The following is a 24,536-nucleotide window of genomic DNA, read 5'->3' as shown; positions in this document are numbered from 1 at the left end:
AACAAGCCAGAGCGGCAGACGGCTAGCGCGGAGCGTACCTCAGCAGCTTCAGGACCATGCTGGCCTGGATGGACGAGAACCGGTCCCCCGACTCGGGATCGAGCCACGGTTCCGGGTCTGCCAGGTGCCCGGCAAGCTCCAGGACGGGCAAGGGCAGCGCGGGCGCCTCACCGTTCCCGGTGAATAACAGATCCGGCCTCGTGCAGGGATCGTAGTAGACCCGGGGCTTGCGGTCCCGCGTCATTTCGTCGGGGCTGTGGCAGGTGTAACCTGCCCAATGCACAGGGTCCGGCCATGCATCAGGGCCCGGGCGGCCATTTTGGCTTGTATCCGTGTGAGGAACTGGCTGGGTCAGGGGCGCTTCAGCTTCCGGTCTCTGATCCTCCGACGGCGGGGCGGACTTTACGTATTCCACCCACTGCCCGTTGTCCTCAACGTAGAGCAGGTTCTGCTCGCCGCCGAGGAAATAGACTGTGACGCCGGCCCGCACATTCGCAGCCGGATCCGTATGCACTGCGGGCGGCATGCTGCTGCCCGTCGTCACTTCATGCATCTGACTGACCACCGTCGGTACCGGTTCCTGCTTGGCGGTTGCCGTGCTCGGGAACGGGCGGGTTCCGGCGATGGAAGACGGCGCTTCCATGGGCCTGTCCCTTCCATCACTGTGACACGGCCTTGCGGTGCGGGTAGGTGTGCGCATGTAAGTCAGGCCTTCACGAGAGCCGGTGCCTCAGCCTCGGCGGTGGTGCCCGAACCGAGGTAGCGCTCGATGCTGACGGGGCAGTGGCCAAGCCCGTCACCTTGCCCCCGGCGGCGGAAGTTGATGACCTGGCCGGTTCTGCCGCACCCGCAGGTTCCGGTTTCGACGTCGCCTATGTCGTCGGTGAGGAGGAAACCGGGGTAGCTGGTGCTGAGGGCGTCCAGGACGGCGATGGTGCCGGTCTCCCCCGGGGCGAGCTCTTTCCCGTTCTGGCCAGGATCCCGGATGGAGATGTAGCACCACGGCGGAACGTGCTTGCGATGCAGGTGGCATTCGACAGCGAGCATGTTCGACTCGACCATGCCGTACATGTCGCGCACGTTCTCCGGGCGCACGCCGAGCGAGTCGTGGCACCGCTGCCGAAAGCCTTCGTCAGGGATGGCCTCGGCCGTGTGCCGCTTCCAGCCGCCGAGAGTGATGATCATGCTGTACGGGTCCAGGCGCACATTGACCTTCTCCCGCTCGAGGAACCGGAGGAGCAGGCCGATGAGGAAGGGCGGACCGACGATGTGGCGTGTCATATGGCCCTTCCACCGGCGCAGGTGCTCCAAGGCCTCCCTGGCGTCGAACGCCTGGTCGGCAGCGAGATATGTGTGGTGGTCGAAGACGCAGTTCAGGATGTTCAAGTCCTTGAGCAGTCCCATCTCCGAAGCTTCTGGGTCCGACGGGTTCAAGAAAAGTCCCGCGCCCCCGGACAAGCTGAAGAACTCCCGGTAGGTCCCGATCAGGCCGACCAGCGCCAGGGTCAATGTCTCGCTGTTGCGGGGGGCGACGGACGGGACACCGCGGGTTCCGCTGGAGCGGGTTTCGGTCTCGATGTCGGCCAGGGAGCAGGTGAGCAGCAACTGGGCGTCGGGACGCTTGAACATGCCGACCGGCAACAGTGGCAGGTCTTGCAGGTCGTTGATGTCGTTGATCGCGGCGGGATCGACTCCCAACGCGTCACACTGGGCACGGTAGAAGCCGTTTCTGGCTTCGTGGTAGATCGCGGCGTCCCGCAGGACGCCGGTTACCGATCCTGCCCAGTCATCAGGCGACTGGAGGTAGGCCTTAGACACATTCCCCAGCATCTGCGGTAACGAAAGCATTGTGTCACTCCTGATTGAGTGCGAACCGATGAGCGTGGTTGCTCCGCCGGATCAGCCGTACCGGCGCAGCTCGGAGAAGAAGTCCTCGAGCACCCGGAGTTGGCCGCTGTGGGCGAGTTCGTCGTAGACGTATTTGCCCACTGCGAGGTCGAGCACGCCGAGGCCGAACGGGGAGAACACGATGGGGCGGTCCTCCGGTGGCTGGATTTTGCCTTCCATGACGTCGGCCAGGGTGCCGTCCACGAAGTCCCTGTTGCCGGTCATCTGCTCCAGGAGATGCGCGGACGTCCCGGCTTTCAGGCAGTGGTCGATGTCGTCGAGGATGTTGGTTGATGCCAGCAGGATCTCCGGGGCCAGATCGCGCAGGGACACGTGCAGCACCAGGGGGTTGTGCGCGAACCATGTCGTGTCGTGCACGTGCGGCTGGCCCGCCACGGTGGCGAACACGACGAGGTCGCTGCTTCTGATCAGCTGCTCGGGGCCGTCGTGCACGGTCACCCGGGCTCCGGTGCCGCTGCGCTCGAGATAGCCTTTGAAACCCTCCGCGCTCTCACCCGAGAGGTCGAACACCCCGATCTCGTCGAAGGACCAGTCGGTGGCCTTCAGGAAGGTGTGGATGTAGCGGGCGATGAGGCCAACGCCGAAGAACCCGACTCTTCGTGGACGCCCGCGGCCCCGGCTGAGCCAGTCGGCCGCCGCGGCAGCCGATGCGGCCGTCCTGGAGGCGCTGATAATGGAGCCCTCCATGCAGGCGAAGGGGTAGCCCGTTCCCCGGTCGTTGAGGATCAGCACCGCTGAGGCGCGCGGAATCCCCGACGACACGTTGTCCGGGAAGCTGGAGACCCATTTAATGCCGTCAACCTCCACCTGTCCGCCGATCGAGGCCGGCAGGGCGATGATGCGCGAGGTGGGCCGGTCCGGGAAGCGCAGGAAATAGGACGGCGGGTTCACCGAGTCTCCGGCTGCGTGCACCCGGTAGGTCTGCTCGACCAGCTCGACGACCTGTTTTTCCCGGCCCTGGAGCACCTGCTGCACCTGGGTCCCTGCAATCACCGCGAAGGGCGGAACCGTCTTCGGCTCTGCGGCCGCTGCGGCTGGGGAAGTGGCGAGTTTTGTCATCTGGAACCGTCCTGGGTGTGCGTATCGAGATCGAAAATGTTGCGCGGCTCGGCCATACCGACAAGAATCTCCCGAGGTCCCTCATAGGCCTCGCGGCTGTGCGCCATGCTGACGTTGTCGACGAGCATGAGGTCCCCCGTCTGCCAGGGGGTTCGAAGAGTGTGGGCCTCGTAGACCTCGTTCAGGAGGGCAATGATGTCCTCCTCGATCGGCTCGCCGTTGCCGAAGCGGGTGTTGAAGGGCAGCCCGTCGGGACCGTAGACGTCCACCAGGTACTCCCGCACCTCCGGCGCGATCGTCCATTCGCTCAGGAACGCCACCTGGTTGAACCAGCAGCGCTGGCCGGTCACCGGGTGCCGGATTACGGCGGGGCGCCGTTGCCGGGTGCGCAGCTCCCCGTCGGGCTGCCACTCGAACTCGATCTTGTGCGCGCGGCAGTAGTTCTCGACGTCGGCGCGGTCCGAGACCCCGAACGCCTCCTCATAGGTGGCACCGATGTCTTCGTTGTAGCTGCGGGCGAGCAGCCATCCCTCGTTTTCGAACCGCCGGACGATGTCCAGGGGTATGGCATCGAGCACGGCGCGGGCGTCCGCCACACCGGTCACCCCACCGACGCTGGGTGCCTGGAGGCAGGCGAAGAGCATCAGGCCGGGGAACTCGAGCGCGTAGCTGAGCTCGTGGTGCATGCACATGGGCTGGTTCGCCGGCCACGTCAGGGATGAGTACACGCCGTCCAGGTAGGGCTGCCTGGCGGCGAAAGCCTCCCGGTCCGGCATGAGCCCGCCCGGAACCAGCTGCTGGAAGGTAGCGGCCACTTCGGCTGGATCGCGGAGGCCCAGGCCGCGGACCAGGACGGCGCCGTGCTCATCCACCGCCGCACGCAGCGCCCCACGGTTCTCTTCGGCCCACCGCGCGGGGTCGTGGCCATCCTCGACGGTGAGGATCGGCGCATGTCCGGCTTGGCGTTCCACGTCGAACTGGATCCTGGGTGTAGGAGATGACATCAGAAGTCCTTCCGTTTCATGGGTAGCTGGTGGGAGTGGCCAACCGGTCCTCCCACCGGGGCCATGGAGTCGGGCTCCGCCGCGGATCCCGCCGCGTGCCGGCCGGACGGATCGGTTGTGTCCGCGAGGGACGAGGCTTCGAGCAGGGCCGCCAGGTCCGCCAGGATGGGCGTCTGCATGATGTCCTTGATCGACACTGCCCGCTTAAGCAGGACCGCGAGCTTCACCGCGGACAGCGACGTGCCGCCCAGTGCGAAGAACGAGTCCTGCCCGCCGATCCGGCCCACCGGCAGGCCGAGCACCGTCGCCCATGCTTCGGCGAGCCGCCGCTCAGTGCCTGAAAGGGCTTCCGAGGCGGCGCCTGCTTCGGGAACGACCTCCCGCGCCATGCGGGTCAAGGCCTTCCGGTCGATTTTCCCGTTGCCGGTCAGGGGCAGGCTCTCCTGCCACCTGTACGCCGACGGAACCATGTAACCCGGTACCCGAGCGGCCATCCCGCTGCGGATTTCGTCCACCTCGAGCTGGCGGTTACCGGAGTAGAAGGCCACCAGGAACTTGGACTGCCCGGCGCCCTCGCCGACGACGACGGCGCCGTCGCGGACGCCGGGAATCCGCAGCAGCGCGTTCTCGATGTCGCCGATCTCGATCCGGAACCCGGAGATCTTGACCTGGTTGTCCCGCCGGCCCAGGTACTCCAGCTTGCCGTCCGGGGACCAGCGGCCGTAGTCGCCGGCCCGGTAGAGCCGCGCGCCGTCCACATAGGGATCGGTGGAGTAGGCCTGTGCAGTGCGCTCCGGGTCGTTGATGTAGCCGCGGCCCACGCACACCCCGGAGAAGGCGATCTCGCCCGGCGCTCCCAGCGGCACGAGCCGCTGCCGCTCGTCGAGGATGTGGATCCGGACGTTCGGGATTGGCGGGCCCAGTGGCACGGAGCCGCCCGCGGGCGCTGCACTCATCACTTCGTGGTTTGTGTCGTCGGAGGTTTCCGTTAGCCCGTAGGCGTTGACCAGCTTGACGTCCGGCATCACGTCGAACCAGCGGCGGACCAGCTCACGCTTGAGAGCCTCCCCTGTGGCCGAGACGCAGCGGAGGTGCGGTAAGGGCCGGGGCTTGCCGCCCAGGTACGCGACCACGGCGTCCAGATACGACGGGACGACCTGGAAGACCGCCACCGCGCCCCGTTCCACCGTATCGATGAACCGCTCGACGTCGAGGATGCGGTCCTGCCCGACGATGAGTGTGCGGCCGCCGACGAGCAGCGCCGAGACCAGTTGCCACAGCGAGATGTCGAAGCATTGGGGGGCTGTCTGGGCGACGACGTCCCCGGCGCGGATCCCCAGGGCCTCGATCTTGGCGTACAGGTGGTTCACCATGCCGGCGTGCTCGCACATCGCGCCTTTCGGCTCGCCAGTGGACCCGGAGGTGAAATAGACGTAAGCGAGCTGATCGGGACGAATCTCCATGCCGAGGTCGCCGGCGGGGTGCCCCTCGGCCTCGATGTCCTCGAACAGAAGCTTCGTCACTGCCGGCATTCCTTCCAGTGCCTCATCGAGGGTGGCGGTGCTGCCGCCTTCGGTGAGCACTGCCCGGGCCCCGGCCCGCGTGAGCGTTCTGGCGATTCGGTCGGCCGGGAAGTGCGGCTCAATCGGCAGGTAGGCGCCTCCGGCCTTGAAGATGCCGATGACGGCGGCCATCCACTCCAGGTCCCGTTCGGCGACGACCGCCACGATGTCCTCCGCGCCCAGACCTCGCGCGAGCAAGGCACGGGCCAACCGGTTGGCGCGGGCGTTCAGCTCCGCGTACGTCCACTCCCGCGTGTCCTGGACCGCCGCGATGCGCCCGGGATGCTGCCGGACGCGCTCCTCGAACAGCTCGTGGAAGCGCCGCTGGGGCCGGGGCCGCACGGGCCCGGCGAGCTGTTCCAGTTGCAGGCGCCGCTCCTCGGGACCGACGAGGTCGACGTCGCCGGGGTCCGACTCGGGGTCGGCAACCAGATGGCGGACTGCGCTCAGGTGATAGCCGGCGATCCGGAGGGCTGCGTCCTCGTCGAGGACGTCGCGGCGGTAGCGCAGGCTCAACGCTTCGCCACCCGCGGCGGCGCGGAGGGACACTCCCAGAACGAGGCCTTCCGCGAGCCCGGAATCCTCGTCAGGGCCGGTGCTGAATACCACCTCGTATGTTCCCGAAGCCGGCGGCCGCCCCGCCTGCGGCCCCCCGGCCCGCTCGGCGTGGGCCCGGACCTGCCGGGTGCGCGCCGAAGAGACCAGCGCATGCCATGAACCTACACGCAGATCGAGTTCGCAGGGCCACGTCCCCGAGGCGTCCTTCCAGCCGGTCGTGACCTCTGTTTCGCCGGACAGCGCCTGGAGCACCCGTCCATGGGCTGCCAGCCAGACCGAGACGGGAGGCACCTGCAGGCTCTGGGCCAGCGTTTGCACGGCCTGGCGCAGGTCCTCGGGCACAGCCACTTCGATCCGCCCCCGACCCGGCAACCGCTCCAGCGTCCACCTGGGAATCGCCGTCGGCGCGGCACCCGCGGGGGCGGTCCGGTCCTGGCCGGGCGGGCGGTCGGCGGTGCGGCAGGTCAACGCAGACGTGGTGGTGGTGGTGGTCATGACAGGGACCTTTCCAGGCCGAGGGGGGACGTGGCGGCGGCGGGGGCTTCTTCGGCCGGGTTCCCGCCCCACACGGTTCCCCGGGGCAGGGTCGTCCCCTTCATCACGAAGGAGTCGGTGGTGACGACGGCACCGTCTTCTGCGCTCACGCCGTAGTGGACAACGCAGCCGACGCCGAGCGTGACGCCGTCCCCAAGGACGGTGCGGCCGGTCTTGAACATTCCGTCCTCCTGGGAATGGCACTGCACCGCGGAGCCGGCGTTCAGTGTGCAGCGGGAGCCGACCGTCACCAGACCCCGCTCCGGGAACGCGCAGCCGTCGTCGAAGACCCGGGACCCGATCCGCACCCCGAGCAGACGCCAGACCAGCGGCTTGAACGGCGTCCCGTCCAGGATGCTCAGCTGCCTGCTCGGCATCTGCAGCTTCCAGTACCGCTCGTGCCACCAGAAATATGGGTAATAGATGGAGCAGAGCTGTGGCTGAAGCCGCCCGGACCGCGTCACGATGTGCTCGATGCCGCTGGGGACAAGCAAGGAAATCAGGAGCACCACGACAAACGACGCGCTCACGGCAAGGAAACCGAACTGGTCAGACAGGTCAAGGGCGGCGAACATGATGATCATGGCCAGCGAGAGGTTCAGCCACCGCACCAGCATCACGAGGGCCATCGTGCGCAGGTTGTGCCTGTTCTTGGCCGCCAAATCCCGCCGGAACTGCGCACGGTGCGTAAGTTCCTCGGGCAGGGCATCCCGCAGGACCGAGCGGGGGATCTCGAACGGCGGGGACCCGAGCAAACCCACGTCATGGCGCACCGGTCCGTCGATCGGGACCGCCACCATGGTCGCGAGCAGGCAGTTGTCCCCGGTCCTTGCCCCGGCCGGGAAGAAAACGCCGTTGCCCAGGAAGTTGTGCGCGCCGATCGCCGCCCGACTGACCTTGAACGACGTCGGCGAGTAGTCGGCGTTCATAAACGACACCGCGTCGGCGATCATCGTGCCGGTGCCGATCGAGGAAAGGAACGGGTTGTCGTGCTTGAACACTGTGCCCATGTTCGAACCGGTCTGCTGGACCTGCCCCAGGTCGTACCCGATGGCCCGCAGGTAGTTCACAACATACGAGCTGTCGCCGAACAACCCTCCAAGCATGGCATTGTTGCTCAACCTTGTCACCGCCCGCGCCGCCGCGTCACGCAGGCCGAACAGCGGATACACCGTGTCCGGCTTCAGAGCGAGGTTGAGCAGCCGCGGCACAGTCGTGACCAGGACCAACGCCGCGACCGTTCCACCGAAGACAGTCAGGCCGGCGAGGCCAACAGCGTGGGCGTAGAAGGACCAGTCAGTGAACGCCAACGGGTGCGGCTCCAACAGCGCCGCCACGCGCGGAAACGCCAGGACGGCCAAGGCGATGGCTATGGTCAGCATGACCCGGCCCAACCCGAGCGCACTCAAGAACTGGGTGAAGGCGAACCATCCCCGGCGCCAGGGCCGGTAGGGCGTGGCCTCAACCGTGCGGAAGTCCACATCCGTGCGCCTGCCCGGCGTACCGTGCCAGCGCTCGTCCCCGGGAACGGCCTGGCCAGCGTACAAACTGGACCGGTGGCCCAACTGCGAGCCGTCCCCCATAGCCGTGTTAATGTCCAGGATGCTGCCCTCGCCGACGATCACGTCACGGCCCAGCGTCACCGCGCCCAACTGGATGACGCCGCCATGGGCCCGGTAGCCGCTGGCGATCACATCCTTACGGATCACCGTACCCTCCCCAATCGTGAGCAAATCGGTGCACACCGGCAGGCGCTTGGTCATGATCGTCACGTTCCGGCCCACCCTGGCACCCATCGCCCGCAGATAAAACGTTGTCAGCGGCGAACCGTTCAGCAACGCCATCGGCGAGGTCCGCATCAGCGTCTTAACCAGCCAGAACCGGAAGTACGACAGACTCCAAATCCGGATCTCCTGCGGCCGGAAGCGCCCGACGATCATCCACTTCGCGGCCACCGGCAGGATACTCAACAGCACAAACGTCGCCCCCGCGTAGGCGACGGACCGGAGGTAAACCTCCAACAGGCTCATCCCGTGGCCCAACCAATCATGGTTACCCGGCCCCGCCTCCGGGAATATCCACTGGTAGCCCACGACCGCGAGCCAGCCAGCAAGGAGGCAATATCCGAGGTAGACGAGCACCTGCAGGGCGCCACAGGCAACATACTCCCAGGTCCGTGCGTCCATGGGCGCAGGAACCACCGGCACCGAAGCCGCAACCGGCGAGGACTCCGGCAGCCGGTCGTGCTGTGAGGGGACCTGCAGAGCCGCTGCCAGTGCGGAGATATTCGGGTTGCTATAGATCTCCTTCATGGACACCTGGGGCAGGTCCGGCTGCTTGCGCACCCGGGCGCAGAACTTAGCCATGACCAGCGAGTCCGCGCCCAGGTCATGGAAGAAATCAGCATCCACCGGCACACGCTCAACGCCCAGCACGCCGGAGAGCACCTCTGCCAACCGGTCCTGCACCTGCACCTGTCCCGACGCCTCTTCCGCCGGTGCCAGGGCCGCGGCCAGCGCCGAGATCGTTGGGTTCTGGTAGATGTCCCTGATCGACACCGCAGGCAGGCCCGGCTGCTTGCGCACGCGGGCGCAGAACTTAGCCATGACCAGCGAGTCCGCGCCCAGGTCATGGAAGAAATCGGCATCCACTGGCACATGCTCCATGTCCAGCACGCCGGAGAGCACCTCTGCCAACCGTTCCTGCACCTGCACCGTCGCCGGCGCCGTTTCCGCCGGTGCCAGGGCCGCGGCCAGCGCCGAGATCGTTGGGTTCTGGTAGATGTCCTTGATCGACACGGCAGGCAGGTCCGGCTGCTTGCGCACGCGGGCGCAGAACTGCGCCATGACCAGCGAGTCCGCGCCCAGTTCGTAGAAGAAGTTGGCGTCCACGGGGACGTCGTCCTTCTTCACCACAGATGCGAGAAGATCCGCCAGCCTGCGCTCCAAGGCAACGGCCGTAACCTTGGCAGGAGTGGCTGGTGAGCCGTTCCCGGCCGGAACCGCGGTTGTCTCAGCAATGGGGGGATCGAGGGGAGATGTGGAACGCGGAGCGCCCTGCAGGTTGTCCAGACGCATTTTCACTGCAGGAAATTCCCTAGTGCGGCGGTGGCGACGTAATTGCCCACAGGTACAGGTGCTGGGTGCTGTGCTGCCGACACCGGGTCGGACCGTCGGCCCGGAGCCGCCGTCAAATCGGCGGTTGCCAGCGCTTCGGCCCCGAAATGCTCGTGCACCCAGTCAGGGTTGTAGACAGTGTCCAGGTAGGGACGGCCCATGTCCGGGGAGATGGCCGCCGCCGTCAGGTCCTGGGCGGCGTGGTCGGCGAGCCAGGACGTGGCGCCGTGGACCACGGTCCCGGTGGAGCCACCGAGCATGAAGCCGGCAGCCGCGAGGCGGTGGCAGGCGCGCACCGTGTCCACTTCTTCGACCATCACCACGTCATCAATTAAGGACTCGTCGAGCTGCGGCGGCCGCACGCTCATGCCGAGTCCCGGGATCAGGCGGGTGGCCGGCTGGCCGCCGAACGAAACCGATCCTGCGGCGTCGACCGCGACAATCCGGACATCGGGCCGGTGCTCACGGAAGTACCGCGCGCAACCCATCAAGGTCCCTGTTGTCCCGGCTCCCACGAACAGCACGTCCAGTTCGGGGAACTGAATGGAGATCTCGGGGGCAGTCCAGCGGTAGTGCGCGCCCCAGTTGCCGGGATTGGTGTATTGGTTGAGCCAGATGTACCGCGCGTCGGACGCGCACAAGTCCCGCACGTGGTTAAGCCGGGCTCCGAGGAAGCCGTCGACGGGATCCGGTTCGGTCACCAGGTCCACCTGTGCCCCGAGCGACTCCATGAGTTGCCGGGTTGCCAGATTACAGCGCGGATCGATAACACACACGAAGCGGTACCCCTTGCTGGCGGCGATCATGCTGAGCGCGACGCCGAGGTTTCCCGAGGAGGACTCCACGAGGATGGAGCCGGGACCGATCAGCCCCTCCCGCTCGGCGCGCTCAACCATCTCCCGCGCGGGCTTGAGCTTGATAGAGCCGGCGAAATTGAACCCCTCGATCTTCAGAAAGAGGCGGCAGCCCAACACCCCTTCCAAATCGACGAACAGGCTCTGCTCGTTGAACAGGTGCGGATCCTTGATAATCGGCATGTTCTTACTCGTTCCCCTGCCATGAGCCTGGTCAGGGTTGGGGATGTTCCTGCCATGTTCCTGCCAGCTTGTGTGCGAAGGGTGGCGGACATCTGCGTCCGTACCAGAATCACTTTTCAAGAAGTGCCGCGCAGAGCGGCACAAAAGGAACACTGCGGTCACCGCTATTTCCCCCAGCAGCAATACCCGGCTTCCCCACCGCTAGTGCTCCGGGATAAGCCTTCAAACCTGCTGGTTCGACCCTAGACAGGTTTCGTGGCCCACCGCAACCACTTCGAGTACCTGCATCCCTACCCAGGTGAGTACTTACTTACTTGCACTCCTCGGGCTTTGTGACGGGCTCTACCTGACTCTTGCCGGAGGCCTTTCGAGGTCTCAAAGCAAGCGGTATTTTTCAACCATGGATGCGTTCCGCACGAGGCGCCGGCTCCAAAGGAACACAGCAGCAGCCGTTATTGCTGCTCTCGCCATGCTGTCGCCGGCATGTTCGTCCCCGGCCGCGAGGAACCCGATCCAGCCGCCACCCGCTGTGACCTCGCCGGCGGAGGAATCGCCGCAGTTACCGGCCCAGCCCGACCAGCCGGGGCCCCCGGCAGCGCCGGAAGGTGTTGCCGCCGCACCGAAGGCAAAGGCCAGCCAGGTACATGCCGCGTTCGCCGGCAGGAACCTGATGAAGCACCTCGAGGCACTGCAGAAGGTCGCGGACGGCGCGGGAGGAAACCGTGCTTCTGGCACGTCGGGCTATGAAGCCTCAGCCCGGTACGTGGAGGAACAGCTGCGCGCAGCCGGGTACAAGCCCGTCCGGCAGGTGTTCACCTATCGGGATGACGACGCTGACGTCGAGACTTTCAATATCCTTGCGGATACCGCGGGCGACCCGACCCACACCATCGTGGTGGGCGGGCACTTGGACTCTGTCCGCAGGGGTCCCGGAATCAATGACAACGGCAGCGGTGTGGCCGCCCTCCTCGAAACGGCCCGCTGGATTACCGAAACGGGCATTCAGCCGAAGAACCGGGTGCGTCTCGCTTTCTGGGGCGCCGAAGAGGTGGACCTGCTGGGCTCCCAACACTATGTAGACTCGCTCAGCACCAAGGAAAACACGCAGACCATGCTGAACCTGAACCTGGATATGGTCGCATCGCCCAACGGCGGACGGTTCGTCCACGACGGTGATGGCTCAAGCTTCGGAGTTGTCGGTCCGGCCGGCTCGGACATAATCGAGCGCACCTTCCTGGACTATTTCGCTCAGAATGGATTGGCGACCGAGCCCACGGAATTTGAAGATGGCGACTCCGACTACGATCCCTTCCTGAAAGCCGGCATCCCCACGGGCGGCCTGTTCACCGGAGACGAAGACGGGAAGACGGCAGAACAGGTCTCGGAGTTCGGCGGCGTTGAGAACAACGAGCACGATCCGTGCTACCACAGGGCCTGCGACGACATTTCAAACATCGACCGGCAGTTGCTGCACGAGATGGCGGGTGCCTTGGGCTATGTGACGGTTGCCTTCGCGATGCTGCCTCGCCCTGACTGACGGCGGGCCCGGGGCTGCGGTCTAACGCCGAGGCTGCATGACCAATGCCACTACCGCAGTGAAGGAATCCGGCAGCCCCACTGAGCCCGGATTCACGGCCTCGACCAGCCAACGACGGCAGCCGCTGTCCTGGTCCTCCACCACAGGCGCGCCCGGATCCTGCAGAAAGGCCGGCAGCAGCGGAACTGGACCGGCAACGTCCACGAGGCTCGGATCGATGGCCGCCAACCCCCTGCCGAGGGCTTTGAGTACTGCCTCCTTGCGTGTCCACAGGCGTGTCTGGAGGCCGGGCCGGAGCGCCGGTTCCACACTCTCCAGTAGTTCCCGCTCCCGCGCCGAAAGTGCAACTTGTCCGAACCCGTCGAAACCTGCGGCGGTGCTGCCCTCGAGGTCCACACCGACTCCCAGCACCTGTTCGTCGGTTGTCGCGGCCAGGAGGCACCAGTCCCCCGCGCGGCTCAGGCTCGCCAGGACGGTCTGCCCGGAAGGGCCGGCCTGGTACCGGGGCATTCCATGCAAATGGTCGTCCCGGGTGCACTCCCGGCAGACGTAGTCGGCCCGCAGTGCTCCGGCCCCGGTCCCTGCCGCCTCGGCGGCGTGGCGACGCAACGCAATGCGCCCGGCCAGGAACCTGTCCCGCTGAATCCCCGAGCCGAATGACGCCGCCCGCTGACGCTCGTTCTCCTCCAACGTGTCGGCCTGGCGGAGGTCGACGCCGGACAGATTGACCGCAGCCAGAAGAAGCCGGTCAATATCCGGGTCTGCCGGCATTTGCACATTGTCTCCGGAAGGGTCGCTGCACTGTTGATAGGTCATTGGACTCAACAGCCTATACGCAGCTGGCATCCTGCCGGCATGCCGGTGGCCTGATCCGGCAAGCCCGGACGCAGTAAGCTCGAACTCATGAGTGTAATCCGTCCCGCCACGCCCGCCGACGTTCCCGTAATCCTGCAGCTGATCCACGAGCTGGCTGTCTACGAAAAGGAGCCGGAGGCCGTCCGCAACACCCCCGAGATGCTCACCGAAGTGCTCTTCGGCAGCGACCCGCGCGTGTACGCCAATATGGCCGAGAACGAGGACGGCGAGGTGCGTGGCTTCGCACTCTGGTTCCTGAACTACTCAACCTGGGAGGGCGTCCACGGGATCTACCTGGAGGACCTCTACGTCACCCCTGAGGCACGCGGCGAGGGCCACGGGAAGGCCCTTTTGCAGCATCTGGCGGCGACCGCCGTCGAATGTGGCTACGCGCGCGTCGAATGGAGCGTCCTGGACTGGAACGAACCGTCCATCAACTTCTACCGGAAGCTCGGTGCGTTCCCCATGGAGGAATGGTCCACGTTCCGGCTGACCGGAACGGCGCTGGCCGAATTCGGCAGCCGCAGCGAGGCCGGTGTCCATGGCTGAGGCAACGCTGGACACCACTGTGCGCAAGGACCCGTTCCATACAGTCCGTGCCCGGCACAAGTTCCGCGGCATGCGCACGGCGGAACACTACTTCACGCTACCGCTGGACCATTTTGCCGGCCCGGACGGGAAAGACGGGGCAGAGACCATCACAGTCTTCGCCCGCGAGTATGTGTCCGCCGAGCACAGCGAGGCCGAGGCGGCTGACCTGCCGTGGATCCTGTACCTGCAGGGCGGCCCCGGCGGGCGGGGCAACCGCTTCGCGTCTCTGGGCGGCTGGAGCAAGGCAGCTGCAAAGGACTTCCGCATTTTGATGCTGGACCAGCGGGGAACCGGGCTATCCTCCCCCATTGACCGCAACACCCTGCCGCTGCGTGGGGATGCGGCGGCACAAGCGAGATACCTCGAGCACTTCCGTGCCGACTCGATCGTTGCCGACGCCGAGCTCATCCGCCAGGCTCTCGGTGCCGAGCCGTGGACCGTCTACGGGCAGAGCTACGGCGGCTTCTGCGCGCTGACCTACCTGTCGTTCGCGCCCACCGGCCTCCGCGAGGTGCTGATCACCGGCGGGCTTGCTCCGCTGACCGGGTCCCCCGACCGGGTCTACCGCGAGACCTTTAAGCGGGTGGCAGCCCGCAACGCAGAATACTTCGGCTGGTACCCCGAGGACCGGGAAACCGTAAACCGGGTCACCAATCATCTTCGCAGCACGGCGGAACAACTCCCCGACGGGTCCCCCCTCACCGTGGAAAGGTTCCAGATGGTGGGATCCTTCCTCGGCGGGAACACCCGGGTGGACAACCTGCACAACCTGCTGGAGGACGCCTTCGTGGAGACACCAGAAGGTCCACGGCTCTCAGACCCGTTCCTGGAGCAGGTCCGCGGCCTGGTCTCGCGCGCAGCCAACCCCCTGTACGCGCTGATGCACGAATCCATCTACGGCCAGGGCACGGCCACAGGCTGGGCGGCCTGGCGGATCCTTGAAGAGTTCCCCGAGTTCAGCCCGGACGCTGCCGAGATACTCCTGACCGGCGAGATGGTCTACCCCTGGTACTTCGAGCAGGATCCCGCCCTGAGTCCCCTCAAGGATGTGGCGGAACTGCTGGCGGCCAAGGCTGACTGGAAACCGCTCTACGACACGGCCCAATTGGCCGCCAACATCGTGCCGGCGGCCGCCGCCGTCTACCGCCACGATATTTACGTGGACCACGGGCTCTCCATGGAGACCGCCACCGCTGTCCGCAAGCTGAAGACCTGGGAAACCGGAGAGTTCCACCACGACGGCATCGCCGACGACGGTGAGGCCATCTTCGGTCGCCTGCTCGGCATGGTCCGCGCAGCCCGCTGAGACCAGCGCGAACGCACACTTAAGCCCCGCGGGCAGAGCCTGCCCCACGAACAAAGCCCCAAAAGAAAGCAACCCCGGCCACGAGGTGGCCGGGGTTGCTTTCTGCTGAAACGGATCAGTAAAACCTAGTCGACGTCGCTCAGGCTCTTCCGGGCGTCCTCTTCGAGGCGGGCGTCCAGCTTGGCCTGCTGCGCGCCGGAGGTCACCAGGCTGGCGATCACGGCGATGATGATGGTGCCGATGATGACCGCGAGGGACACATACGTCGGGATTTCCGGGGCCCATTCGATGTGGTGGCCGCCGTTGATGAACGGCAGTTCGTTGACGTGCATGGCGTGCAGGATCAGCTTCACGCCGATGAAGGCCAGGATGATGGACAGGGCGTGCTTCAGGTAAATGAGGCGGTTCATCAGGCCGCCGAGCAGGAAGTACAGCTGCCGCAGGCCCATCAGGGCGAAGATGTTCGCGGTGAAGACGATGAAGGCGCTCTGCGTCAGACCGAAGATTGCCGGGATGGAGTCGACGGCGAACAGCAGGTCGGTCATGCCGATGGTGATGAAGACGATCACCATCGGGGTGAAGACCTTCTTGCCGTCCACGGTGGTGCGCAGCTTGCCGCCGTCGAACTTCTCGGACATGGGGATGACCTTGCGGAGCTTGCTGATGAGGGCGTTCTCTTTGTCCTCTTCGTCTTCGCCCTCGTCCTGGGCCTGCTTCCAGGCGGTCCACAGCAGGAAGGCTCCGAAGATGTAGAAGACCCAGCTGAACTGCTCGATCACGATGGCGCCCAGCATGATGAAGATGCCGCGCAGAATCAGCGCGATGATGATGCCCACCATCAGGACTTCCTGCTGGTACTTACGAGGCACCGAGAAGCGGGCCATGATGATGATGAAGACAAACAGGTTGTCGATGCTGAGGCTGTACTCAGTCACCCAGCCGGCCACGAACTGGCTGCCGTACTCAGGTCCCGTGAACATGAACATGGCACCGGCGAACACGAGGGCCAGTGCCACGTAGAAGGCCACCCAGAGGCCGGCTTCCTTCATGGAGGGTTCGTGCGGACGGCGCACTACCAGAAGCAGGTCCATAAGGAGGATGATGCCGAGGACGACGAACGAGCCGACCTCGAACCAGACGGGAAGTTCCACAAAAATGCCTTTCGCAGGGTACAAAAAACCGGTGTAAGTCTCTCCGGCGAACCTGTGCACTTGGTGCTGATGTGGCTGCCCGCTACGCCCGGCAGGGCATCTGTGCCCTGCGTGTTGACGTTCGTAGCGCTTGGGATACTCCCCTACGTGACCTCAACTTTACCCTAGAGGCGGCGCCCGGCGCGCCAGATGACGGCGCGCCCCCGTGCCGGCCGCATCTACGCCAGCCTCAGGCGTGACCGGCGGACTGCATCTGGCGCAGTTCCTTCTTGAGTTCGGAAACCTCGTCGCGGATCCGCGCAGCCACCTCGAACTGCAGCTCGGCTGCCGCTCCGTGCATCTGCTCGGTCAGTTGTTCGATCAGTCCCACCAGGTCCTCGGCGGGCGCGGCCGCCAGCCCGTCTGCCCGGACGATAGCAGCGCCCTTCTTGGCCCCCTTGCCATCCTTGGCACCGGGCTTGGCCGCCGAGGTGATACCGCGCTTGCCCTTGCCGTAGTCGAAGCTTCCCAACAGCGCATGGGTGTCGGCGTCTTCCTTGGCCAGCTGGTCCGTGATGTCGGCGATCTTCTTCCGCAGGGGCTGCGGATCGATGCCTCTTTCCGTGTTGTACGCCACCTGGATGGCGCGGCGCCGGTTGGTCTCCTCGATGGCGTGGGCCATGGAGTCCGTGATGCGGTCGGCGTACATGTGCACCTGTCCGGAGACGTTACGTGCGGCACGGCCGATGGTCTGGATCAGCGAGGTGGACGACCGCAGGAAGCCTTCCTTGTCAGCGTCCAGAATGCTCACCAGCGAGACCTCTGGCAGGTCCAGGCCTTCCCGGAGCAGGTTGATGCCCACCAGGACGTCGAACGTGCCCATCCGGAGTTCGCGGAGCAGCTCCACGCGCCGCAGGGTGTCCACGTCCGAGTGCAGGTACTCCACCTTCACTCCGTGGCCAAGAAGGTAGTCGGTCAGGTCCTCGGCCATCCGCTTGGTAAGCGTAGTGACAAGGACACGTTCGTCCTTCTCTGTCCGCGTCTTAATTTCGCCGAGCAGGTCATCGATCTGCCCCTTGGTGGGCTTGACCACCACCTCGGGGTCGATCAGACCGGTGGGGCGGATGATCTGCTGGACAAAGCCGTCGGCCTTGCCGAGTTCGTACTTGCCGGGCGTGGCGGACAAGTAGACGGTCTGGCCTACGCGCTGGAGGAATTCGTCCCACTTAAGTGGGCGGTTGTCCATGGCGGAGGGCAGCCGGAACCCGAAGTCCACCAGATTTCGCTTGCGGGACATGTCGCCTTCGTACATGGCGCCGATCTGCGGGACGGTGACGTGGGATTCATCGATCACCAGCAGGAAGTCATCAGGGAAATAATCAAGGAGGCAGTGCGGAGCCGTACCGGGGTCACGGCCATCGATGTGTACGGAGTAGTTCTCGATGCCGTTGCAGAAGCCCATTTGCTGCATCATCTCGAGGTCGTACGTGGTGCGCATCCGCAGCCGCTGGGCTTCGACGAGTTTGTTCTGGCTTTCCAGGACCTTCAGCCGGTCGGCGAGCTCGTCCTCGATCCGCTTGATTGCCCTGGCCATGCGCTCGGGACCGGCAACATAGTGCGAGGCCGGGAAGACGTACATTTCCTCCTCGTCCCGGATCACCTCACCGGTCAGCGGATGCAGCGTGTGGATGTTCTCAATCTCGTCACCAAAGAATTCGATCCGGATGGCCAGTTCCTCGTACATGGGGATGATCTCCACGGTGTCGCCGCGGACACGGAAGGTGCCCCGGTGAAAGTCCATGTCATTGCGCACGTATTGCATGGACACGAATTTCCGCAGGAGGTCGTCGCGGTTCATCTCCTCCCCCTTGCGGAGGGTGACCATCCCGGCGATGTACTCTTCGGGGGTGCCGAGTCCGTAAATGCAGGACACGGTGGCCACCACGATGACGTCGCGGCGGGTCAGCAGGGCGTTGGTGGCTGAGTGGCGTAGCCGCTCCACTTCCTCATTGATGGAGGAGTCCTTCTCGATGAAGGTGTCCGTCTGCGCCACATAGGCCTCGGGCTGGTAGTAGTCGTAGTACGACACGAAGTATTCCACCGCGTTGTTGGGCAGCAGCTCGCGGAACTCGTTGGCCAGCTGCGCCGCGAGGGTCTTGTTCTGGACCATCACCAGCGTGGGCCGCTGCACCTGTTCCACCAGCCACGCCGTCGTGGCGCTCTTGCCGGTGCCCGTGGCGCCCAGCAGAACCACGTCCTTTTCACCGTTCCTGATGCGTTCGGTAAGTTCGGCGATGGCAGCCGGCTGGTCACCGGCCGGCTGGAACTCGCTGATGACCTCGAAGGGGGCAACGACGCGGTTGATCTCCTGCGCAAGACTCATGGGTCTAATCTACCGCCGGTCACTGACAGTAACCCCCTGATTCAGCTTTGGGCTGTAGCTGTCAGCCCTGGGCCGCGTTGGCGGAGGTGGAAACGTACGACGGCGGCTGCCAGCCGCTGCTTTCGGCCCACCGTTCCATTCCGGAAGCCGCGACGTCGCGGAACCAGGCTTCCTTGTCGTCGGCATAGCCGGAGGTGTTGGCGTCGGAGGCGTGCAGGGCTGCCACCCGGCGCTTCTCCGCTGCATATTCCTCCCGCGCGGCCGGGTCGGCGCGCAGCCAGTCGCGGAAGCAGAGGGCGAAGCGCCAGCCTGGTGAACCTGCTACCCGGATATGGAGATTTACCGGACGCGCGGGATCGGCGTTGCCGTGCAGGCGCTTGGACCAGGCAGCGGGATCGGGCCGCCCGTGGGGGCTGTCCATCAGGATGCCCGGCCAGAGCGGGAACCCCGCGGCACCCAGCAGGGGCGCAATCCGGTCTGCCGTCGCGAGGTCCGGGACCGCGAGCTGCAGGTCAATGACGTCCTTCGCCTCGAGGCCGGGAACCGCCGTCGACCCGATGTGGTCCACAGCCAGGACGTCATCCGGCGCCGCTACCTTCAGCCGCTCGGCCAGCCCGGCAGCCTGGCGCGGCCAGTCGGGGTTCGGCGCAGCCAGGACGGGCGCGCCGCTGCGGGCGGCCACCGCTCCCTGGCTGATGTTCCGCGCGAAAGGCACCAGCCGCCCGTTCCACAGCCCGTTCACCGCGGCCAGCAGCTCCTCGCGGGTCCCCGAGTTGGTGAGGACCACATCCGCTGCGGCGAGCCGGTCCTGCCGGGACGCCTGGGCGGCCATCCGCGAACGGGCATCCGCTTCAGTCATTCCACGGTGCTTCGTCATGCGCTGCAGCCGGAGAGCCTCGGGCGCATCCACCACCAGAACGAGGTGGAAGTTCCTCTGCTGCCCGGTTTCCACCAGCAGCGGGATGTCCTGCACCACCACCGCGTCCTCCGGCGCGGCCGCTATCACCGCCGCGGCGCGTTCCCGGACCAGCGGATGGACGATGCCATTGAGCTCCGCACGCCGTTCCGGCTGCTGAAACACGATGGCACCGAGGCGCGGCCGGTCGAGCCTGCCCTCGCCGTCGAGGATCTCCGGGCCAAACGCGTCCACGACGGCGGCAAGGCCCGGAGTGCCCGGTTCCACGACTTCGCGGGCGATCGCGTCGGCGTCGACGAGCACAGCCCCCAGCTCCGCCAGGCGTGTTGCCACCAGCGACTTCCCCGAGGCGATGCCGCCCGTCAACCCAATCTTCAACACTCCCCAAGACTAGTCCCCACCGCCCCCCAACCTCGCTCCGCTCGCCCAGGGAACCCTGGCGGCGTGGGCCCACCCACCGCACCCCCAACCTCGCTCCGCTCGCCCAGGGAACCCTGGCGGCGTGGGCCCACGCCCGGACTAGACTTGGGCGGTGCAAGAGCAACAGAGCAGGACGTCGGCCTTCACCACCCTGGCTGCGGGGGACGGATTCCGCCACGAGATCGAGATCAAGCGGTCCCGGTTCATCACCGTGCTGCGCCGCGCGGTGACCGAAGAAGATGCCCGCGCCCTGGTGTCCGAACTCCGCCGTGAGTTCCATGATGCACGGCACCACTGCTCGGCTTTCGTGCTTGGTCCGGACCGGGACATCCAGCGCTCCAGTGATGACGGTGAACCCTCGGGCACGGCCGGGATCCCCATGCTGGAGGCCCTTCTCCGGCGGGAAACTGCCCCTGGGGTGACGGACCTCAGTGATGTGAGCGCCGTCGTCGTGCGCTATTTCGGCGGGATACTGCTGGGCGCCGGCGGGCTGGTCCGCGCCTACTCCGACTCCGTCTCCACGGCGCTCGAGTTGGCCCCAATGGTGCAGCGCCGGCGGCTCCGCATTTGTGCCGTGCGGGTACCGCACGGCGCGGCCGGGCGGCTCGAGAACGATCTCCGCAGCGCTGGCTACGCGATGGCGGAGACCGGCTACGAAGCTCAGTCCACGGTGCTGCGGCTCGCCCTGCCGGATGCGACCCATGACCTGGCGGCGGCCGCCGAACGGCTGGCCGCCATGACCGCGGGAAGCGCGGCCCTCCAGCGCGAGGGCACGGAGTGGATTGACGTCCCGCACTGACGGGCAGGCCGAACTAATAATCAGCTTGCTTATGAGTTTCTGCTTTTCTAGGGTGGATCTGTAAGGCATCACTCGGAAAAGGAGGACGTATGTCAGAGCACGACATCACCGGCAAGAGAGTCGCGTTCCTGCTGACGGACGGCGTGGAGCAGGTTGAACTGACCAGCCCGTGGGAGGCCGTCAAAAACGCCGGCGGCGAACCTGTCCTGGTGGCTCCGAAGAGCGGAAAACTCCAGGGTTTCGAGGGCGTCGAAAAGGGCGATACCTTCGACGTCGACCTGACCCTTAAGGACGCCAAGGCCTCGGACTTCCATGCCCTGGTGATTCCGGGCGGCGTGGTGAACGCCGACCACCTCAGGGTGGACAGGGACGCGCAGGCGTTTGCCCGCGGCTTCTTTGAACAGCACAAGCCCGTGGCGGCCATCTGCCATGGTCCGTGGCTGCTCATCGATGCGGGCGTCGTCAAGGGCAGGAACCTCACCTCGTACCACACGCTGGCCACGGACCTTCGGAACGCAGGCGCCAACTGGAGCGACCAGGAAGTCGTGGTTGACCAGGGCTTCGTGACCAGCCGGAACCCGGGAGACCTCCCGGCCTTCAACAACAAGGTGCTGGAGGAGATCGCCGAAGGCGAGCACGCCGGCCAGACCGCCTGACACCGCCAATCCAGGCAGCCTGCACAACACAAGTGCCGGCGACAAAAAGGTGGCCGCCCCCTTTCGGGGACGGCCACCTTTTTACTGCTGTTCAGCTGGGCTGGCGTTCAGCCAGCCCAGCCAAATAAGCAGCGGGCAATTAGTTGCCGGTCAGCTTCTCGCGCAGTGCGGCAAGAGCCTCGTCCGAAGCAAGCGTGCCTGCACCGGAATCGGTGGCAGCCGGCTCGGAGGAGTAGCTGGTGGTGCCGGAGTCGCTGTCGCCGGACGTTGCAGCTGCAGCGTCGTCGGCAGCGTGCTGGGCAACCTGCTTCTTGTGTGCTTCCCAGCGGGTCTGGGCGTCAGCGTACTGCTGCTCCCAGGCTGCGCGCTGGTTCTCGTAGCCTTCAAGCCACTCGTTGGACTCCGGGTCGAAGCCCTCCGGGTACTTGTAGTTGCCCTCTTCGTCGTACTCAGCGGCCATGCCGTACAGAGCGGGATCGAATTCGGTGCTGTCTGCGTCAACGCCCTCGTTAGCCTGCTTGAGGGAGAGGGAGATGCGGCGGCGCTCGAGGTCGATGTCGATGACCTTGACGAACAGCTCGTCACCAACGGAGACAACCTGCTCAGCCAGCTCAACGTGGCGGACAGCCAGCTCGGAGATGTGAACGAGGCCTTCGATGCCGTCTTCGACGCGAACGAACGCACCGAACGGAACGAGCTTGGTGACCTTACCCGGAACAACCTGGCCGAGAGCGTGGGTGCGGGCGAAGGTCTGCCACGGATCTTCCTGCGTAGCCTTGAGCGACAGGGAGACACGCTCGCGGTCCAGGTCGACTTCGAGGACCTCGACGGTGACTTCCTGGCCAACTTCGACAACCTCGGACGGGTGGTCGATGTGCTTCCAGGACAGCTCGGAAACGTGAACCAGGCCGTCTACGCCGCCCAGGTCCACGAAGGCACCGAAGTTGACGATGGAGGAAACGACGCCGGGACGGACCTGGCCCTTTTCCAGCTTGTTGAGGAACGTGGAGCGGACCTCGGACTGGGTCTGCTCGAGCCATGCACGGCGGGACAGCACAACGTTGTTGCGGTTCTTGTCCAGCTCGATGATCTTGGCTTCGATCTGCTGACCGATGTACGGAGCAAGGTCGCGCACACGGCGCATCTCGACGAGGGATGCGGGCAGGAAGCCGCGCAGACCGATGTCGAGGATAAGACCACCCTTGACAACCTCGATGACGGTACCGGTGACAACACCGTCTTCTTCCTTGACCTTCTCGATGTCGCCCCAGGCGCGCTCGTACTGAGCACGCTTCTTGGAGAGGATCAGGCGGCCTTCTTTGTCTTCCTTGGTGAGCACCAGGGCTTCGACCTGATCGCCAACGGAGACGACGTCTCCGGGATCAACGTCGTGCTTGATGGACAGCTCGCGGGAGGGAATGACACCTTCGGTCTTGTAACCGATGTCGAGCAGAACTTCGTCGCGGTCGACCTTGACGACGGTACCTTCGACGAGGTCTCCGTCGTTGAAGTACTTGATGGTCGCGTCGACAGCTGCGAGGAAGTCCTCAGCGGTACCGATGTCGTTGATCGCGACTACGGGGGTACCGGGCTTCTCGGTGGAGGTGATGGTCATGTAGTAGGGGCTCCGTTGTGGATAGTTAGTCGGTCAGGCAAACCGCCGCGCCTGCGTTATGGAACGCAGGCGCAGGTGCGGGCACCTCGCAGGGAAGTGCCTGGTCATCCTGATTTTGTGGATTGAAGAAAAAACGTGCACGTAGTACACGCCCGTTTATTCTAGTGGCAAGCGCGAAGCGGGGTCAAAGCGCTAGAAATGCGTCAGGCAGTGTGGCGCACGTTCGACGGCGAACATTAGCTGCGCTTGGTGTGCGGCACCTGGTGTGTGCTCCAGGATCCGGCCCGCAGCCTTCAGCGTGACGGGGCAGACCGCGCCGAGGTAAATGGAGGCAAGGTCCGCCACGTCCATCGACAGGTCCGGCTGCGTATCCGTGGCCGCCGCGGAAACGGTGGCCTCGCCGCCCCTGGCGTCAAGGATGAAGGTGCCGCCGGCGAAGCCCAGCGGGTCCTCAATGCCCAGGACCAGAGTGCCGTCCACCGGATAGCGCCTGGCCCTGAGTGCGCCGGCGCTGTCCAGGATCCGGAGCCACAGCATGTCCCTGTGATCGGACGCTTCGACGCAGCGAGGATCCGACAGGGCCCAGACCAGCGGATCGTCCACCGGAGCGTCCGACCAGCTGACCCGCTGGATGAGGTCGATGCTGCCGAGAAACTGCCACAGTTCCAGGTACGCGGCGTCGGTGGCGGCCACGAGGTCCACCACCTCCACGGTGTACGGTTTGGTGTCCCAGCCGGCGAACTTGTAGGACACGTAGCCGTCCACGGTTCCGTCCGCGTCATAGTGCAGCGCGCATTTGATGCCTTCGTCTTCGTTGCCGTCACGTCCGATTGTCCCTGAGACGTTCTGCCGGTAGGCCTCCTGCCGGACGATCGACCCGGGAGTGTCCCGGTGGACGCGTTCGAACACTTCGGGGGCAAGCTCCAGGAGCACCTTGCGGTCGGCAATCTCCACCGTCCCCGACGGCACATGGCGGAGGCCGAAGCGGGGCCCGGTGTCCACCTTGATGCTGCGCTCGGATGTTGCGACGCCGTAACCGAACCGGCCGTAAATCGACCCCTCCGACGCGGTCAGCGCGGCCATCGCCAGCCCCTCCGCCTTGGCCGCGGTGAGGTCTTCGGTCATCATGCGGCGCAGGAGGCCCTGGCGCCGGTGCGTCCCGCGCACTGTCACGGCCGTGACCATGTGTGTCCGAAGCTGGCGGCCGTAGCCGACGTTCAGGTCCTTGCGGAGCGTGCCGAACGTGGCCACGGGAATGTCCGCCGCCAGGGAATGCGGCGCCACGTCGCCGGTCTGGTAGACGCCGGTCAGCTCGCGGTCGTCGCGCCGGTACATGGCCATGATCTTGTCCACGAACTCGTCGCTGCGGCGGCTGTCGTGGAAGCCGAAGCCCACCGCCTGGAGCCAATCGGTTCCCCGGGCGTAGTCGGGCGCACCCTTCTCCGCCGCCCTGAACCGCCTGATCTCGTACTTGTCCGCCACGTGCCCGCTCCCCCTTGAACCGATGAATGATGTAAACCCGAATCAGTGACGCGCAGGGCACCCGCGTA

The 24,536-nt window shown here is 65.6% G+C and carries 18 protein-coding genes; 5 read left to right on the top strand and 13 right to left on the bottom strand.

Translation table 11 applies throughout. The features are described 5' to 3' along the window. Positions 1-22: 22 nt before the first annotated feature. From ABRP34_RS02375 to sbnA, 7 genes are all read right to left on the bottom strand, one after another. The gene (locus ABRP34_RS02375; protein WP_353712125.1) at positions 23-643 is read right to left on the bottom strand and encodes a hypothetical protein; all 621 of its coding nucleotides are present in this window, start codon (positions 641-643) and stop codon (positions 23-25) included. A gap of 62 nt (positions 644-705) precedes the next feature. Then, positions 706-1,848: an acyl-protein synthetase gene (locus ABRP34_RS02370; protein WP_353712124.1), complete on the bottom strand. Its 1,143-nt coding sequence runs from the start codon at positions 1,846-1,848 to the stop codon at positions 706-708. A 51-nt stretch (positions 1,849-1,899) separates the two neighbouring features. Continuing rightward, complete coding sequence (sbnB, locus tag ABRP34_RS02365; RefSeq protein WP_353712123.1) at positions 1,900-2,967, bottom strand: 2,3-diaminopropionate biosynthesis protein SbnB; 1,068 nt, start codon at positions 2,965-2,967, stop codon at positions 1,900-1,902. Beyond that, the gene (locus ABRP34_RS02360) at positions 2,964-3,971 is read right to left on the bottom strand and encodes a TauD/TfdA family dioxygenase (protein ID WP_353712122.1); all 1,008 of its coding nucleotides are present in this window, start codon (positions 3,969-3,971) and stop codon (positions 2,964-2,966) included. The genes sbnB and ABRP34_RS02360 overlap by 4 nt, the downstream gene beginning before the upstream one ends. Further along, positions 3,971-6,586, bottom strand: coding sequence for an amino acid adenylation domain-containing protein (locus ABRP34_RS02355; RefSeq protein ID WP_353712121.1), 2,616 nt, complete (start codon positions 6,584-6,586; stop codon positions 3,971-3,973). The genes ABRP34_RS02360 and ABRP34_RS02355 overlap by 1 nt, the downstream gene beginning before the upstream one ends. Next, complete coding sequence (locus ABRP34_RS02350; protein WP_353713290.1) at positions 6,583-9,702, bottom strand: Pls/PosA family non-ribosomal peptide synthetase; 3,120 nt, start codon at positions 9,700-9,702, stop codon at positions 6,583-6,585. The genes ABRP34_RS02355 and ABRP34_RS02350 overlap by 4 nt, the downstream gene beginning before the upstream one ends. A 2-nt stretch (positions 9,703-9,704) precedes the next feature. Further along, entirely contained in the window at positions 9,705-10,778 is a 1,074-nt protein-coding gene (gene sbnA / locus ABRP34_RS02345; RefSeq protein ID WP_353712120.1) for a 2,3-diaminopropionate biosynthesis protein SbnA, read from the bottom strand. A gap of 529 nt (positions 10,779-11,307) precedes the next feature. On the opposite strand from sbnA, the gene ABRP34_RS02340 reads away from it, so the two are divergent. Next, positions 11,308-12,315 carry a M20/M25/M40 family metallo-hydrolase gene (locus ABRP34_RS02340; RefSeq protein ID WP_353712119.1) on the top strand — a complete coding sequence of 336 codons (1,008 nt, stop codon included), beginning with the start codon at positions 11,308-11,310 and terminating at the stop codon, positions 12,313-12,315. 21 nt (positions 12,316-12,336) lie between these two features. On the opposite strand, the gene ABRP34_RS02335 is transcribed toward ABRP34_RS02340, so the two are convergent. Next, on the bottom strand, positions 12,337-13,086 hold the full coding sequence (locus ABRP34_RS02335) for a 4'-phosphopantetheinyl transferase superfamily protein (RefSeq protein ID WP_353712118.1): 750 nt from the start codon (positions 13,084-13,086) through the stop codon (positions 12,337-12,339). 132 nt (positions 13,087-13,218) lie between these two features. On the opposite strand from ABRP34_RS02335, the gene ABRP34_RS02330 reads away from it, so the two are divergent. Continuing rightward, on the top strand, positions 13,219-13,719 hold the full coding sequence (locus tag ABRP34_RS02330; RefSeq protein ID WP_353712117.1) for a GNAT family N-acetyltransferase: 501 nt from the start codon (positions 13,219-13,221) through the stop codon (positions 13,717-13,719). Further along, positions 13,712-15,067, top strand: a complete 1,356-nt coding sequence (locus ABRP34_RS02325) for an alpha/beta fold hydrolase (protein ID WP_353712116.1) — start codon at positions 13,712-13,714, stop codon at positions 15,065-15,067. The genes ABRP34_RS02330 and ABRP34_RS02325 overlap by 8 nt, the downstream gene beginning before the upstream one ends. Before the next feature lie 125 nt (positions 15,068-15,192). Here ABRP34_RS02325 and ABRP34_RS02320 read toward each other — a convergent pair whose 3' ends face one another. From ABRP34_RS02320 to coaE, 3 genes are all read right to left on the bottom strand, one after another. Further along, complete coding sequence (locus ABRP34_RS02320) at positions 15,193-16,218, bottom strand: TerC family protein (protein WP_003805519.1); 1,026 nt, start codon at positions 16,216-16,218, stop codon at positions 15,193-15,195. A 229-nt stretch (positions 16,219-16,447) separates the two neighbouring features. Beyond that, complete coding sequence (gene uvrB, locus ABRP34_RS02315) at positions 16,448-18,580, bottom strand: excinuclease ABC subunit UvrB (RefSeq protein ID WP_353712115.1); 2,133 nt, start codon at positions 18,578-18,580, stop codon at positions 16,448-16,450. Between the two features lie 61 nt (positions 18,581-18,641). Then, positions 18,642-19,877 (bottom strand): dephospho-CoA kinase, encoded by a 1,236-nt coding sequence (gene coaE / locus ABRP34_RS02310; RefSeq protein WP_353712114.1) that lies wholly within the window; start codon positions 19,875-19,877, stop codon positions 18,642-18,644. A gap of 151 nt (positions 19,878-20,028) precedes the next feature. Here coaE and ABRP34_RS02305 point away from each other — a divergent pair, with 151 nt between their 5' ends. Then, positions 20,029-20,715, top strand: a complete 687-nt coding sequence (locus tag ABRP34_RS02305; protein ID WP_353712113.1) for a YigZ family protein — start codon at positions 20,029-20,031, stop codon at positions 20,713-20,715. A gap of 89 nt (positions 20,716-20,804) precedes the next feature. Beyond that, the gene (locus ABRP34_RS02300; RefSeq protein WP_353712112.1) at positions 20,805-21,371 is read left to right on the top strand and encodes a type 1 glutamine amidotransferase domain-containing protein; all 567 of its coding nucleotides are present in this window, start codon (positions 20,805-20,807) and stop codon (positions 21,369-21,371) included. 139 nt (positions 21,372-21,510) lie between these two features. On the opposite strand, the gene rpsA is transcribed toward ABRP34_RS02300, so the two are convergent. Further along, on the bottom strand, positions 21,511-22,986 hold the full coding sequence (rpsA, locus tag ABRP34_RS02295) for a 30S ribosomal protein S1 (RefSeq protein WP_159632080.1): 1,476 nt from the start codon (positions 22,984-22,986) through the stop codon (positions 21,511-21,513). Between the two features lie 192 nt (positions 22,987-23,178). After that, positions 23,179-24,468, bottom strand: a complete 1,290-nt coding sequence (locus ABRP34_RS02290) for a GNAT family N-acetyltransferase (RefSeq protein WP_353712111.1) — start codon at positions 24,466-24,468, stop codon at positions 23,179-23,181. Positions 24,469-24,536 lie beyond the last annotated feature (68 nt).

Source organism: Arthrobacter sp. K5 (assembly GCF_040448525.1).
GTDB classification, from domain to species: Bacteria; Actinomycetota; Actinomycetes; order Actinomycetales; family Micrococcaceae; genus Arthrobacter; species Arthrobacter globiformis.
This window is presented reverse-complemented; position numbering and strand designations above follow the sequence as displayed.